The organism is Peribacillus sp. NJ4 (genome assembly GCF_030348345.1).
GTDB lineage: Bacteria > Bacillota > Bacilli > Bacillales > DSM-1321 > Peribacillus.
The window spans coordinates 2,649,866-2,665,208 of the sequence record NZ_JAUCFQ010000001.1 but is presented as its reverse complement, the minus strand read 5'-3'; the positions used below and the strand labels follow the sequence as shown (position 1 = coordinate 2,665,208).

16 protein-coding genes, 1 pseudogene and 1 riboswitch are annotated in these 15,343 nt (G+C 39.1%); of the genes and pseudogenes, 1 reads left to right on the top strand and 16 read right to left on the bottom strand.

Annotation, left to right across the window (positions count from 1 at the left end; all coding sequences use genetic code 11):
- Nucleotides 1-24: 24 nt before the first annotated feature.
- The 16 genes and pseudogenes from QUF94_RS13335 to pdxS form a co-directional block, all read right to left on the bottom strand.
- A complete protein-coding gene (locus QUF94_RS13335; protein ID WP_289316284.1) occupies nt 25-543 on the bottom strand; it encodes a mismatch-specific DNA-glycosylase in 519 nt (172 codons plus the stop codon).
- 873 nt (nt 544-1,416) lie between these two features.
- On the bottom strand, nt 1,417-2,316 hold the full coding sequence (locus QUF94_RS13330) for a sulfite exporter TauE/SafE family protein (protein WP_289316283.1): 900 nt from the start codon (nt 2,314-2,316) through the stop codon (nt 1,417-1,419).
- 152 nt (nt 2,317-2,468) lie between these two features.
- Entirely contained in the window at nt 2,469-3,101 is a 633-nt protein-coding gene (locus tag QUF94_RS13325) for an NAD(P)-binding protein (RefSeq protein ID WP_289316282.1), read from the bottom strand.
- Nucleotides 3,082-3,843 carry a sirohydrochlorin chelatase gene (locus QUF94_RS13320; protein ID WP_289316281.1) on the bottom strand — a complete coding sequence of 254 codons (762 nt, stop codon included), beginning with the start codon at nt 3,841-3,843 and terminating at the stop codon, nt 3,082-3,084. Before QUF94_RS13320 ends, QUF94_RS13325 begins: the two co-directional genes overlap by 20 nt.
- Entirely contained in the window at nt 3,844-4,620 is a 777-nt protein-coding gene (gene cobA / locus QUF94_RS13315) for a uroporphyrinogen-III C-methyltransferase (protein WP_289316280.1), read from the bottom strand. It lies immediately after the preceding gene.
- A gap of 19 nt (nt 4,621-4,639) precedes the next feature.
- Nucleotides 4,640-4,855: a DUF3906 family protein gene (locus QUF94_RS13310; RefSeq protein ID WP_063233666.1), complete on the bottom strand. Its 216-nt coding sequence runs from the start codon at nt 4,853-4,855 to the stop codon at nt 4,640-4,642.
- A gap of 20 nt (nt 4,856-4,875) precedes the next feature.
- Nucleotides 4,876-6,501 (bottom strand): nitrite/sulfite reductase, encoded by a 1,626-nt coding sequence (locus QUF94_RS13305; RefSeq protein ID WP_289316279.1) that lies wholly within the window; start codon nt 6,499-6,501, stop codon nt 4,876-4,878.
- Nucleotides 6,502-6,517: 16 nt separating this feature from the next.
- Nucleotides 6,518-7,117: an adenylyl-sulfate kinase gene (gene cysC, locus QUF94_RS13300; protein ID WP_289316278.1), complete on the bottom strand. Its 600-nt coding sequence runs from the start codon at nt 7,115-7,117 to the stop codon at nt 6,518-6,520.
- A 43-nt stretch (nt 7,118-7,160) separates the two neighbouring features.
- Nucleotides 7,161-8,309: a sulfate adenylyltransferase gene (gene sat / locus QUF94_RS13295; RefSeq protein WP_289316277.1), complete on the bottom strand. Its 1,149-nt coding sequence runs from the start codon at nt 8,307-8,309 to the stop codon at nt 7,161-7,163.
- A gap of 52 nt (nt 8,310-8,361) precedes the next feature.
- A complete protein-coding gene (locus QUF94_RS13290) occupies nt 8,362-9,066 on the bottom strand; it encodes a phosphoadenylyl-sulfate reductase (RefSeq protein ID WP_370017047.1) in 705 nt (234 codons plus the stop codon).
- A 185-nt stretch (nt 9,067-9,251) separates the two neighbouring features.
- On the bottom strand, nt 9,252-9,395 hold the full coding sequence (locus QUF94_RS13285) for a YezD family protein (protein WP_072273036.1): 144 nt from the start codon (nt 9,393-9,395) through the stop codon (nt 9,252-9,254).
- Between the two features lie 171 nt (nt 9,396-9,566).
- Nucleotides 9,567-9,675: riboswitch (SAM riboswitch) on the bottom strand.
- Between the two features lie 274 nt (nt 9,676-9,949).
- Nucleotides 9,950-10,483: an NADPH-dependent FMN reductase gene (ssuE, locus tag QUF94_RS13280; RefSeq protein WP_289316275.1), complete on the bottom strand. Its 534-nt coding sequence runs from the start codon at nt 10,481-10,483 to the stop codon at nt 9,950-9,952.
- A 208-nt stretch (nt 10,484-10,691) separates the two neighbouring features.
- The gene (locus QUF94_RS13275) at nt 10,692-11,279 is read right to left on the bottom strand and encodes a TetR/AcrR family transcriptional regulator (protein WP_289316274.1); all 588 of its coding nucleotides are present in this window, start codon (nt 11,277-11,279) and stop codon (nt 10,692-10,694) included.
- A 173-nt stretch (nt 11,280-11,452) separates the two neighbouring features.
- Nucleotides 11,453-12,185 (bottom strand): annotated as a pseudogene (locus QUF94_RS13270) (SDR family NAD(P)-dependent oxidoreductase).
- Nucleotides 12,186-12,291: 106 nt separating this feature from the next.
- On the bottom strand, nt 12,292-12,891 hold the full coding sequence (gene pdxT, locus QUF94_RS13265; protein WP_289316273.1) for a pyridoxal 5'-phosphate synthase glutaminase subunit PdxT: 600 nt from the start codon (nt 12,889-12,891) through the stop codon (nt 12,292-12,294).
- A 1-nt stretch (nt 12,892) separates the two neighbouring features.
- A complete protein-coding gene (pdxS, locus tag QUF94_RS13260; RefSeq protein WP_289316272.1) occupies nt 12,893-13,780 on the bottom strand; it encodes a pyridoxal 5'-phosphate synthase lyase subunit PdxS in 888 nt (295 codons plus the stop codon).
- A gap of 133 nt (nt 13,781-13,913) precedes the next feature.
- Here pdxS and pdxR point away from each other — a divergent pair, with 133 nt between their 5' ends.
- Nucleotides 13,914-15,308, top strand: a complete 1,395-nt coding sequence (gene pdxR, locus QUF94_RS13255; RefSeq protein ID WP_289316271.1) for a MocR-like pyridoxine biosynthesis transcription factor PdxR — start codon at nt 13,914-13,916, stop codon at nt 15,306-15,308.
- The last annotated feature ends 35 nt before the right edge of the window (nt 15,309-15,343 follow it).

Genomic DNA, 15,343 nt, shown 5'->3' with positions numbered 1-15,343 from the left:
CCTTGTTTAAATAAGTTCCTTCAATTAGATTCCAGCTTGCTTGCCGAGCAAAATTGGTAATTCACTATATATTTCAATGATCTCTTCTATCCGCATTCTCACTAAACCGCTGGAAGAAGGGGCAACGAATTCCATGGTCCGATTCGATGAAGGATCTTCCTGAAGCCCCCAAGAGACCTTTCGAATTTGACGATATTCCTGATAGACACCCTTGCCTACAAAACAGACAAGTTTAGGTTTATACTTTTCAATTTTCCTTTTTAATTGCTTCCTACCCCTTATGTACTCGTCTTTTGTGATTTCGTCAGCACCTTTTGTAGGCCTGGAAACGATATTGGTAAAACCATAACCTAAATCCAGTAATGACGAGTCTTCAGTTGGGTGATATTTCCTTGGTGTCAGTCCGGACTCGTAGAGGATTTTCCAAAAACGATTGTTTGGATTCGCATAATGATGGCCAGTCTCTCCTGACCGAATGCTTGGATTGAAACCTACGAACAATATATCCAGATTTTCCTTTAAATGATCAGAGATGCCTTCCATTTTAAAACTCCTTTTCAAATCTCTTATATAATTATTGTACAAAAAACAAAAAATATTTAATTACCTTTTCCGACATTTTCACAAACATATGTCCAAAAACTTATAAACGCTTTAATTAGAATGAAGGATGATAGTTCCATGATATAGTGATAACCTGACAAATGGAAGATTGAAGACCCATTGCTCCGCTTGAATTTAGTATTCTTTTTTCCACAGAATGATAAATGCTTTAAAACAAGAAAAAACTACACTCATTTCTCTTGCTCGAATGAGTGTAGTTTCAGGAATGAAATGACCATTAACCCAGCTTCCTTCATTCATTTCCCTGAATAATGGAATGACTATTTAATATAAAATACCCTAGCGTAGCCAACCTGTCGGGAAAGGTCTCGATACGAGGTATTAACCCGTGTTCAAAAGAAACAGCCACCTTATAGATGGCTGCTTCTTCATATACCTTATTGTGCGCGATCCACTCGAACATAATTTATTTGATTAAACGATATGGTAATGATATTTAGATTACTTCAAAACTCTCAGAATGGATGAAGATAAGGATGGCCTTCTTTAGGATAGGGGTGTTTTGATCCTTTGTCAGGAGAATAAAACTATATAGTTATTGGAGGCACAAGTCTCTCGATTTTAAAAAGGGTATACTTAATGGATATGGTAATTAACAAAGCTATGGATCCAGAAATTAAATGAGTCTATTAAATAGGATCAGGAACCTTTAAATTTAACGCAACCTGTGTTGACTTTTAAGGCGAATCGCATCAATCAAATGACTTTTCTCGTAGGTATTTATGTACCTACGAGTTTTCATGTTAGGTATCAGACTATCTTTTTATTAAATCCGCTTCTTTCTAACCGGATTTAGGAAACATTCTGCCGTTGTTCGATATGATCATGTTTTCTTGCTGTAGACATCTTATTGATGGTAAGAAGAATTCCTGAAAGCCAAATTACCACGATAGCTGTATAGATATATATATGGGCTTCAATCGGAATCCATGTAGTTAATAGGGTTCGTACATTGATTAAGATAATAAAACCCCCTACTAAAACACCCATTAATTGAGCAGGAAGCATCCTGACGAGCCAGGCTGCAATCGGTGCGGCAACCACTCCACCAATTATCAACGCCACCACCCAAAGCCAATTGACAGCTTCCCATCCAAGCGAGAGGATAAAACCAAGACTTCCGAAGAAAGCAATGGCAAATTCACTCGTATCTACAGTCCCTACGGCTTTTCTAGCAGTCATTCCTTTTTTTGACAATAAAACGGGCGTTGCAATCGGGCCCCAACCGCCTCCACCTGTTGCATCACAAAAGCCTGCAAAAAGGCCTAACGGAATGGATTGTTTTGCGGTTAATGGCTTAACGGTTTCATTTTCTTTTGACGGTTTAAAAATAAATAAAAAGCGGAATAAAACGTATACACCAAGGCCAAATAAAAATATGGCAATGTATGGTTTAGCTAATTCGGCAGGCAGGTTGCTCAGGAAACATGCCCCTACAAATGCTCCAACCGAACCTGGGATGATCAAGCGATAGACCATGTTTTTATCTACGTTCCCAAACTTTATATGTGAAGCTCCGGACACCGCAGTGGTCACTACTTCCGATAAATGAACGGATGCTGATGCTACTGCAGGGGCAATCCCGAATGTCAATAATAAGGAAGTTGAACTCACCCCATACCCCATGCCAAGCGAACCATCGATTAATTGGGCTAAAAACCCGATAAAGGCTAAAACGATTAACTTTTTCATGACCTTCCCCTTTCACTAAAATAGAACCTTGATAACATCAATCCGACGGTACAGTTCGCCTGTATAAATAGATCATTCAGGTTTCATTAAGACACAAAGAGGCACCTAACCAATGGAATGACATGTTGGTTAGGTGCCTTCAGTTTTTCTGATCAGCCCAATGATATATTTTCTTCAGCTTCTACTGGCAAAAGCCTAGCTAAAAAACGAAATCTTTCTTTCAGGGAATATTTATAAATATCCTCAATTGAATCTTTCAATAACTTAGCTTTTTCCTCTTTTGAGAATGAACCATTTTTAATAATCATCCTTGCTTCGAAAAGGAATTCAAGATATTCTTCATATGATTCATCATATACTTCCCTTAAGTCATTGCGAATTTTTTTTGCGAGCGTTGGACTTGCTCCATTGGTGGAAACACTTATGGATAGCATGCCTCTATTCAATGTGGCTGGTATATGAAAATTACCCAGCTCATGATTACTAATTACGTTTACCAACTGACTTTGGGATGCATTCTCATACACTCGTTCATTAACTTCAGTGGAATTGGTTGCAACAATGATTAAAAACGCATCTTTATAATCAGTTTCTTCCACTTCTTTAAGTAAAACTTTAATCTTACCTTCCTTCTCCAACAGTTGAAAACCCGTGCATATCTCGGGGCTTACGACGGTCACTTCAGCACCAGCTTCCAATAAAGGGCCCGCTTTAAAGTAACCTATTTTACCACCGCCGATGATGACACACTTTCTGTTCTCGATATTAAGCGTAATTGGATACATAAGCTCCCTCCCCACTCACTTCATGAATTCGTTCCGATATTGCTTGTTCAATCTTTGGATGATAACCTAGATACTGGCAAAGTATGAATTTCTGCTTTCCCGTTTTTTGAATCTTTTTTAAACTATTTTCGATGGACTGCATTAAGAGACCGGTAAACAATAGGTAAGGAATGATAAATACTTGGTTTGATGGATATTCCTCTGCATATTCCAATGCTTCTCCAAAGCTTGGTGTGGCAGCTGTCAAATAGCACTCTTGCACACGGATTTTTGGAAACCTGTTCCTTAGCAAATCGGCCAATCGAGCTAAATCCCTTTTAACGTCGGGATCACTACTGCCCCTCCCAACCAATAAAACCAATGAATCCTCTGTAACCCTTACATTTGTTTCCTTCAACCGTTCCACTAAAATGTCAACCATTTTATCACTGACACCAATCGGCCTTCCGTATTTCAAGTCTACGGCAGGGTACCGTTTTTTCATTTTGTTCAATATGACTGGAATATCATGTTTTGCATGTACGGCTGTTAGCAATAGAACTGGAATGGCGATTATTCTCGTCGCACCTTTTTGTACACAGCGTTCGTAGGCGTCTTCTATCGTAGGAGTTTCCAACTCTAAGAAGCAATACTCCTGAATGGTATTGGGTTGTGCCTCCATACAAACTTTAATAAAATCAATGGCTTGGGCTGAGGCTTCTTTAACGCGGCTACCATGGCATATGTATAAAATGGCTTCCATTTAAAAGGCCTCATTTGCCAACAAATTTTCGGTTTGTTTTGCTTCAAACCATTTAATTTTCTCTCGCAAATTAACGACATCGCCCACGACTATCATGCAAGGGTTCGAAATCTGTTCGTTATTGGCGGTTTCCACTATATTAGCCAAAGTACTGACAGCTGTCCTTTGCGTTTTTAAGGTCCCCCAATGAATGAGGGCTACCGGAGTCTCGGGACTTTTTCCATGCTCCAAAAGTTTTCCTTGAATATATGGCAGATTTTTAACACCCATGTAAATGGCTAATGTATCGATGCCTTTTGCAAGTGATTCCCACTTGATATTATCCTCTTCATCCTTTTTCCGATGACCGGTAACAATTGCAAAAGATGAAGCGTGGTCCCTATGTGTAACTGGAATTCCCGCATAAGCTGTAGCGGCGATTCCAGCCGTAATTCCTGGAACGATTTCAAAGCTCACGCCACTTTTGGCAAGGGCTTCCGCTTCCTCCCCGCCTCTCCCAAAGACGAATGGATCGCCGCCTTTCAAACGAGTGACTATTTTTCCCTTTTTTGCATATTTGACCAGGAACCGATTGATGGTATCCTGCTGCAATAAATGATAATCCGGCAGTTTACCGCAATTAATCAGTTCTACACCGTCTTTTGCATGATTCAAAAGTTCTTTATTGACAAGTCGGTCATATAAAATGACATCAGCTTCTTGAATGCATTTTAATCCTTTTAATGTAATTAAATCTGGATCTCCGGGACCGGCTCCTACTAGATATACTTTCCCCATTTATGCAACCTGCCTTCCCTTAGAGAATCGTTTCGAATTCCGATAAAACGAAACCTGCTCCATTTTTAATTTTCCTTTTTTCATATAATGAGATGTCATCCACTTCAGGCATTTTCAAAAAATGTTTTTCCAGCTCGATATCAACAAGTTCAAACGCCTTTTCATCTGAATCGGCAACAATGATGACATGGATTGGTTTTTCCTTGATAGTGACTTCGAAACGGTATAGATTCATGGATTGCTTACCTTCCCCTATTAAACGGCCACTTCCGTTAATATATCATCAAGCTTACTTTGTAACTCTGGTATTCCTACCCTTTCCACGAAATCAAGGAAGGTTTCGGATAGAAGCTTTGTTTCTTTGAAAAATAGGATCAGTTCTTTCAGAACATGATAGAGCTGTTCAGCTTCCACTTTTCCTTTAAGTTTTTCATTGAACTTCCCGCCTTCATTCAACGTTCCTCCGACGTATATCTCAAAAGCCTCGACCATCTTTTTATCCTGGTTCTTCATTTTTATGCCTTGCAGCCCTATCTCGGCGATGGCTCTTTGACCGCAATTATTAGGACAACCTACCATATGCATCCTTACTGGTACATCGAGATCTATCTCCTTGTCCAGTGTTTCAGAAATGGCCCTCATTCTGTTTTTTGTTTCAACGAGTGCCAGGTTGCAATACTCGATGCCTGTACAAGAAACGGAATAACCAATGAATTTTTTTGGTTGATATGGAAATCTTTCAAAGATGGATTCCTGCTTTAATTCCTCAAGTTTTTCATCCGGCACATTTGGAATGATAAGATTTTGAGAATTACAGTTTCGGATTTCACCATTTCCATATTTCTTCGCAAGTTCGGCAAACTCGATCACTTCGTCTGGATTTAGACGACCAACTGGTATATTGACTCCAACATAGTTCAGACCATCTTGGTTTTGTTTATGGATGCCGTAGAAATAACCTGCATTCCATCCCTTCACCGCACTTTCACCCTTTTCAGGAAGCGGACCGGTGTACTCCAGCAATTTTTCCTTGAATTGTTCAGGACCCCAATCAGCGACAAGGAATTTCAATCGCGATCGATGACGTTTTTCACGGTACCCAAAGTCACGGAATATCGTCGTGATGGCGGCCGCTACTTCGACTGTTTTTTCAGGTAAAATGAATAAGTCAAGTTCTTCTGCCAGCATCGGAACGGAGGATAGCCCTCCGCCTACTTTTACGTGAAAACCAACTTCCGTTACTCCATCAATTACTTTAGTAGCTGGATTGAATGAAACACAGTTGATTTCAGCATTTGAAGCATTATGGATATTAGCACTTATGGACATTTTATATTTCCTAGGAAGGTTCGAATAGTCTTCGTTAAGGCGGAAATACTCAAATACATCATAAAGTACCTCGCGTGTATCAAAAAGTTCGTCAGGATCGATGCCTGCCAATGCATTACCGATAATATTACGTGTGATATCACCACATGCACCGGCCGTAGTCATTCCAACCTTTTCCAAACGGTTTAAGATATCCGGGACTTGTTCGATGGTCAACCAGTGGAATTGAATGGCTTGACGGGTTGTAATGTCATATACATCCCTCCCGTAATCTTTAGCGATGTTAGCTAGAGTTATCTGTTGATCATAAGTCAGGATACCTCCGGGAATAACGACACGCATCATCCAGTAACCTGCTTCTTTTGGCCGTTGCAGGTATAAACCTGCCCACTTGAACATATCCCAATTCTCTTTAGGGATGGAATCAAAACCATTTGCAGCGTAATGTGGAATATCATCGAATATCTTCAATCCGTCTTTTTCCAATTTCCAGATTTCCGTTTTATTTTTAGCGATTTGTGGATTTTCCGACCAAAATTTCTCGTAAACCATTACATTTCCTCCTTGATTAGATCGCTTTCTTTGCTGTCAAATAGGCGATTACCTGTTCAACGCACTCTTCAATGCTGTATTGGTCGGATTCTAAAATGATTTCCGGTTGTTCAGGTTCTTCGTATGGAGAGTCGATTCCGGTAAAATCTTTAATGATTCCTTTACGCGCCTTGTCATAAAGACCTTTTGGATCACGCACTTCGCACTCTTCGATCGGACACTTTATGTATACTTCAATAAACTCCCCTTCATCGAGTAAATCACGTACAATCTGCCGATCTGCCCTGAAAGGTGATATGAAGGCGGTCAATACGAACTGCCCACTATCCACGAATAACTTGGAAACCTCACCGATTCGCCTAATATTCTCGGTCCGATCCTCTTCAGAAAAACCTAAATCTTTATTTAAACCGTGGCGGATATTATCACCATCCAAAACATAACTTCGAATATTCCGATTATATAACTCTTTAGCGACCGCATTCGCAATCGTTGATTTTCCTGAACCCGAGAGTCCTGTAAACCATAGAACTGTGCTTTCATGCCCGTTCTGCTTCCGGCGGAGCTCCTTGGTCAATGACGTTTCATGCCAAGTGACATTCGTACTTTTACTCATTTAATAATCCCCCTCTTCATGTGATCCTTCAATTTATGTCCAATCAGTTATAAACTTCATTCTTTTTAAGACCTTCGATCAACACCTCGATGACTTCTTTACGGCTAAAGGTAGCTGGAGGAATTTCTCCATTACGCAACATTTCCCTTACCTTCGTTCCAGACAGGATGACATGGTCTTCCTTGCCATGCGGACAAGTTTTAGCGGAAGCCATATTGCCACATTCTTTACAGTAAAAACTATGTTCAAAGAATAATAGCGTGATCCCTAACTCATCTGAATTAAAATTCCCAAAGATTTTTTGAGCATCATATGTGCCATAATAATCACCCACACCCGCATGATCACGTCCGACGATAAAATGGGTGCAACCATAATTTTTACGGACCATCGCATGGAAAATCGCTTCTCTTGGTCCTGCATAACGCATGGCAGCAGGGAAAACTGCAAGTGAGACGCGATCCTTGGGATAATATTTTTCAAGCAACACTTTATAGCTTTCCATTCGTACATCTGCCGGAATGTCATCGGATTTAGTGGCACCTACAAGAGGATTTAAAAATAAGCCGTCGACAATCTCCAATGCTGTCTTTTGAATATATTCATGTGCACGGTGAACAGGGTTCCTCGTTTGGAATCCGACAACCGTTTCCCAGCCTTTTTCAGCAAAAGCTTTCCTTGTCTCAACTGGGTCCAGATAATTTGCTTGAAATAGCGGACGCTCTATTCTCTTTACTAACTTTATTTCTCCGCCGACATATACATCCCCGCGGTTATATAAATTTTTCACACCAGGATGCTTCTCATCATCCGTTTGATATACTAATGTCGCTTCCAATTGTTTATCGGGAGTGAAAATATCGGAAACGGAGAGAACTCCGTATGTTTCACCTTCATGAGTCAGCTTTACCTCTTCACCTATAGTAAGAGTTTCTGCAACTTCAACGTTCAAAGGCAGCGTAATCGGGATGCTCCATACATGGCCGCTGCTAAGCCTCATATCCTTGACAACTGTCTCATAGTCACTTTTTGTAAAGAAACCTTTGATCGGGCTGTAGGCACCAGTGCCTATCAATTCAAGATCACTTAAAGCTATTTCGTCAATTTCGATTGACTTTGTTATTTTACTAAAATCATATTTTGGTTCCCAAAGATCGATTAGTGTTCCTCCGTGCGGTAAACTGATTGTCATGCTAATTTCCCCCTATGGTTTCTAAATATTTAAGCCTATACTTTCTATTTATTTAAGATAAATGCAATCCGCATTCCGTTTTTTGGGCTCCTTGCCAACGGCCTGAGCGTAAATCATCTGCATTGAAGGCAGGTGCCGTACATGTTTTACAACCAATGCTTGGATATCCATTATCATGCAGGATATTATATGGAAGTCCATTTTTGTGGGCATAACGCCAAACATCTTTCCATGTCCAATGTATGAGTGGACATATTTTTACTGACTTGAACTTATTATCTTTATTGATATACTCTGTCAGAGCCCTTGTTTCAGATTGCTCCCTCCGTAGTCCCGAAAGCCAGGCTGTTGCCGTTGAAAGCACATCTGTAAGCGGAGTGATTTTACGGATGTTACAGCACTTATTGGAATCGCTAAGCCATAATTCATCCCCATGTTCCGCTGCCTGTTCTTCAAGCGTCAATGCTGGTTTCTTCATTTCGATCGAAAGATTTGGATATCGCTTTTTCACTTGATCGATCAATTGGTACGTTTCCTCAAAATGAACATCTGTATCAAGGAAAACTATTTTTGCCGAGGGATTGACCTTCGCCAATAAATCCGTAAGCACGATGCCTTCTATACCGAAACTACACGCATATATCAGTTTGTTTCCATAATGGTCATTCGCCCATTGCAGTACTTCCAAAGCACCTTTTGTCTCACTATCTTCAGGAAATACAGGTAAATCTCCGGTGTTGAAATTTTCATAGTTTATTAATGCAGCCAACTTTGCAGCCCCCTCTAAGAACTTGCTGTATGTCACTGGTTAGAATTACTTTTGATCAATGCCCGTTATAATCTTCCCCAGTTTAAATGACCCTAGGAAAAAGAGACGAATCTAACCAATACTCTCTTTATATCAGTTAAACCCGCCTCTAGTTTTTCTAGTCAGCAGATACCTTATTTAATTCTTAGTTTTTCATTTCTTTCCATTTGAATGATTTTACCATCTTGGACAATAAGTGTAATCGATCCATACTTCATTGAATTAAGCATTTCTTGAAGTCGTTCAAATATTTCTTCAAGCTGATTCTCTTTATCCAAACCTGTTCCTCCTTTAAGAAAATCCGCGAATATATTATTTCACCGCTGATTAAATGAATTTATTAAATTTATATAATTCCAAACAACCTTAAATTGTTATGGTTTCCCAAAGAATTTTCCGAAAAATAAAAATCTTTCCATGATGGAAAGATTTCAAGGTAAATATTCTTTACCTTATCTTCCAAAATGATCAACATTTTGTTGGAGGTAGCACCTTGCATCCATCATGCAGGTTGCTGGACTTCAAAGGGCCAATTCCCTCCGTCGCTCTGGATAAGTTTTATTATTTTAAATATTAACATATATTTAATCCTTGTCAATGGAGTTTTCTTATAAAATAACTTGGTTTAATATTATGGAGGAACTGTTATTTTTATACACACTATTCCATTCATGATTTTATGTTCATTTAAATATGAAAATAGACTCGTCTTTTTAGATAAAGTCTCCAAAAAAATGAGTCTATTTTCATTATTAAGCTATTATTGATGCCTGTCATTCATTGAAAAAGTAATTACTTGAATTCCATTCCTTTTATTGAAGTCGATTACTTATTAATTTCTTAACTGAATCGCTTCTATTAGTTCTTGAACCTGACTCTGAACGCGATCAACTAAATTCAAGTCATTGATCGGGTTTTCTGAATTCTGTTTATCTATTTCCTTATCCACAAAATATATGCCCTGCAACGGCTCGCCTTTTAATATTGAAATTAATGGTTTAAGCGCATAGTCAATCGCCAATAAATGCCTGTTACTTCCGCCAATCATAATGGGCAGCACTGGCTTCCCCTTAAAAGCTCCTTCTGGCAGCAAATCAATCAAGGCTTTTAATACCCCTGTATAAGAAGCCTTATATACCGGTGAACCAATGATGATTCCTCTGGCTGCTTGTATTTTCTCCGAAAGCTTTAAGATATCTTCGCTATTATATTTCCCTTGGAATAAATCATCTGCTGAGAAATCCGTAATTGAGTAATAAGCTGTGGTAAATCCTTGGTTTTCTACTAATGATTGAATATGTTTTAGTGAAATGTCCGTTCTTGATGGAATCGCTGGACTTCCTGATAAAATTACGATATCGCTCATATAAATCCCCTCCCATATTACATGGTTTTAGAATAAAAATCCTCGTAATGAATTTGTTGCAGCATGCATTTATCGTAATAGTCTGAAAAATATAAGTCAAATCTTACACTCCGGTTTATTAATTTCACAAGTAATGATTGCTTACCATTCAAAAAAACACGGTCATATTTGCGGCTTGATGCTCATGCCTTTTAATATGACCGTTTCATTATGTATGATTTTGTTTTCCATGAATACCATATACCAAAAGTTGTGCAATGCTCTTAATTCGTTCAGAAGTAAAATATGGTTCCTTTTTCTGTTGATGAATCTCATAATGTGTAGATAATGCCAATGTGAAAGAAATGATCCCCACATTAAAAAGGATAATATCAGAAATATATTGTATCTCTCCGCTATCTATTCTCTTCTGTATTTCAATATGCTTGGCATTCGGCTTGAAAATTCGATCAACATATTGCTTTGAAATATCTTGATCGAATTGTGTTTCCCGAAATAATATCGAAAACTGTTCTTTATTTTCAAGAACGTTTTTTATCATGGTGCAAACGTGATTTTCCACAAGATCATCAGTTGACAGATGGTTTGTCCCATCTTCAGACTCCTCTTTTTCATTAGGAGTAATTGTAGCCAGAAGCAAATCTTTTTTGCTTTCAAAGTATTTGTAAATAGTAGCTTCGGAAACATTGCATGCAGAGGCAATTTCATTCGTTCTTGTCATGTCAAACCCTTTTGTCGCAAAAAGAGTCCGGGCTACATTTATGATTCGTTCTTTGGTTTGTTGCCCCTTTTTCAAAAATATCAACCTTCTTTTATAAAGATAAGACCGGTTTCACCAATCTATTTTACATGATATCCCGATGGTACCAATCGGTCAATATTACCTTCGATCTATTAGAAATCAATATTCCCATATATCGTATATAGAAAACATCGTCTAATTTGGACGATGTTTTCTTTTTCAGATAATCATTTAAAAGATGCATAGCCATCATCGACCATGACTACACTTCCATTGATTGCATCCGCTTCTTCCAAGGATAATAAATAGACAGCATTTGCAATGGCTTCTGGCTTAATTAATTTACCGTGCATTTGACTTGCATTCAATTTATCGATGATTCCCATATCTTTATAGCTTTGTATGATTGAAGTATCAACACCGCCTGGTGCAATGCCTACTACGCGTATTCCATAAGCACCCAATTCCAAAGCTGCTGTTTGTGTCATCATTCTAACTGCTCCTTTGGACGCCTGATAGGCAAAAGTCCCATGGGAAGCTAAGTAGCCAAATACAGAGGCGGTATTTATAATGACACCCTTGATACCCAGTTCCTTCATTTTACTGCCTGCTGCCATGATGCCGAAGGCCACTCCGTGCTGGTTCACTCCAATCGTTTTGAAGTACCCGTCCATATCTTGATCGAGGATCATCCCTCCAGCACCAATGCCGGCATTATTAAACATGATATCGATCCTACCGTATGCTTCGACCGCTTTATTGATTAACGCTTCAACATCTTCATGATTGGAAACATCCGTTTTAACAAAAATGCCCTCTCCACCTCTGCCGTTATCCGTTCAACGGTTTCCCGTCCCATTTCTTCATTAAAATCCGCAACAACGACCTTGTCGAATTCAAGCATGTCGCTCAGCCAATTCCGCTTGCTCCTCCTGTAATAACTGCAACTCTTGCTGTTATAAGTATAAAATAGTAATTTCAAGAAATATGTTATTTAATCATTCCCTTTTAGCTTTTAATGCATTAGAAAGAAAAGCTGTCCTAATAAAAGGACAGCTTCATTTGTTTAACAGGTTTTCAATTCGACTTTACTTATGGATGTCTTAACCATTTCAATGAAAAGTTGCATGAAACGATCATCCCCTGTTAATTCTGGATGAAACGCACTGACAAGGACATTTTCTTGTCTCGCAGCGACAACATTCTCTTCATAAACAGCCAATATCTCTACATCTTCTCCAATTCCATCCGCAAATGGAGCTCGGATGAAAACGGCCTTAAAAGGTTCTTCCATTCCTTTAATTGATAATTCAGCCTCGAAACTATCCCGTTGACGTCCAAATCCGTTCCTTTTCACGGAAATGTCCATTAGTTCAAGATAGGCCTTCTCATCACCAGTCAATTCGTTGGCCGCCAATACCATCCCCGCACAAGTACCGAAAATAGGTTTTTTATGTTCGAAGAAAGTTTTGATTGGTTCCTTGAATCCATAACGATCCATTAGCTTTCTCATCGTGGTGCTTTCTCCGCCTGGAATGATTAAGCCATCGATTTCTTGCAGCTGTTCCGGTTTTTTAACAAGTATTGCTTGTTCTCCGGCAGCATTGATTTGGTTCAAGTGTTCTTCAACTGCACCCTGTAATCCCAAAACACCGATAGTTATCATATTACCATCCACGTTCCTGCATACGTTCTGCTGGAGCTAGTTTGGAAATATCGATTCCTTTCATTGCACTGCCCAACTCTTTTGACAACCGGCCTATCAATTCATAATCTGTGAAATATGTAGTCGCTTGAACGATTGCCGATGCGAATTTTTCTGGATTTTCCGATTTAAAAATACCGGACCCCACGAATACGCCATCTGCTCCCAATTCCATCATCAGTGCTGCATCTGCTGGAGTGGCAATTCCGCCAGCTGCAAAGTTAACTACAGGCAATTTACCAGTCCGTTTGATTTCTCTTAAAATTTCATAAGGGGCACCAATATTTTTTGCTTCCGTCATTAATTCATCATCACTCATGATGCTAACTCTACGAATTTGGGACTGTACCTTTCTCATATGACGCACAGCTTCCACGATATTACCTGTACCTGGTTCTCCTTTTGTACGAAGCATCGATGCTCCTTCTCCAATACGGCGTGAAGCTTCGCCTAAATCACGGCAGCCACAAACGAAAGGAACTGTGAAATCACTTTTTAATATATGATATTCTTCATCAGCAGGCGTCAGCACTTCACTTTCATCGATATAATCCACTCCCATGGATTCCAGGATCCTTGATTCAACAATATGGCCAATCCTTGCTTTAGCCATAACCGGGATGGATACTGCATTCATTACTTCCTCGACAATTCGCGGATCTGCCATTCTTGCTACCCCGCCAGCCGCACGGATGTCTGAAGGAACCCTCTCCAATGCCATGACAGCGACAGCACCTGATGCTTCAGCAATTTTTGCTTGTTCTGCATTTATGACGTCCATAATTACGCCACCCTTTTGCATTTGTGCCATTCCTCTTTTTACTGTGTCAGTTCCTAATAATTTTTCCATTTCTCTTCCCCCTAATATTTGCATTTTTTAGATTTGTTGTGTTTAGTATAAAAAATAGTTGACCGTATTGAAAGTGTCAGTTTTAATTAATTTAATGGGGTCAGTATAATTTTATCTAAAAGGCGGAAACAATATGAATATGCTAACTTGTGATTTAAATCGATTTAGTGAAGTACCTTTGTACGAACAATTATATTCACATATTAAAAAAGAAATCATTGATGGCCGTCTTCTTTATGGCTCAAAACTGCCTTCCAAACGTAAATTGGCAGAGTTCCTTCAGATTAGTCAAAATACTGTCGAGACAGCATATGAACAATTAACTGCTGAAGGATACGTTGAAGTCATACCAAGAAAAGGGTACTATATTCAAACATTCGAGGATTTAGAGTATACGCAAACCAACCAAGTTTCCTTGGAACAAATTAATGATAATGAAGGGGATTTACTGTATCATTTTCATCCCAGCCAAATTGACACGGAAAACTTCCCATTTGAAAAATGGAGAAAATACACGAAAAATAAAATTGATGAATCGCATCAAGATCTTCTTTTACTGGGGGATTCTAGAGGGGAATATGAATTACGATGTGAAATTGCCCATTATGTGTATCATGCACGTGGGGTTCAATGTGTGCCCGAACAGATCATCATTGGTGCAGGAATGGAAATTTTATTGCAGCAGCTTGTCCTTCTTTTCGATAAAAATGCCATTTATGGTGTTGAAGATCCTGGATTTCACTTGATTCACCGGATTTTACGCAGCTACCCAAATGAAGTCCATCCACTGCAAATTGATGAAGAAGGCGTAAAGGTAAACCCAATTGAAGATTCAAAGATCGATGTAGTGTATGTCACTCCCTCACATCACTTCCCCTATGGGACGATCTTATCCGTTAACAGACGGACGCGATTGCTGAACTGGGCTCAAGGGGCAGCAAACCGCTATATTATCGAAGACGATTACGATAGTGAATTTCGTTATAGTGGAAAAACAATTCCTTCCTTACAAAGTATGGATGCTGGTGATAAGGTGATTTACTTAGGATCATTCTCCAAATCATTGATGCCATCAATTCGGATCAGTTATATGGTTCTACCCGCTCCGCTGTTACAAATGCATCAACAGAAATTATCTTTTTACCATTCAACCGTTTCACGAATTGATCAACATGTGTTGACACAGTTCATGAAGGAAGGGGATTTCGAAAAGCATTTAAATCGGATGAGGAAAGTTTACCGGCGCAAGTTGGATAAAGTGATCGAGCTGTTTAAACCACATCAACAAATAACCATCACTGGTGAGCGGTCAGGATTACATATCGTCCTCATCGTTAAGAACGGCATGGATGAACAGACACTTATTCAAATGGCAAACGAAGACCGTATTAAAATTTATGGATTATCCACATATTCGATCGAAAAAATTGACGAACATCCTCCTAAAATCATATTGGGCTTTGCAGGGATTCCTGAATCTGAATTGGAAAAAGCCATTCACCTTTTATTGAAATCATGGGGTTTATAAAGAAAAAAGAAGTTCACTGTCGTGAACTTCTTTTT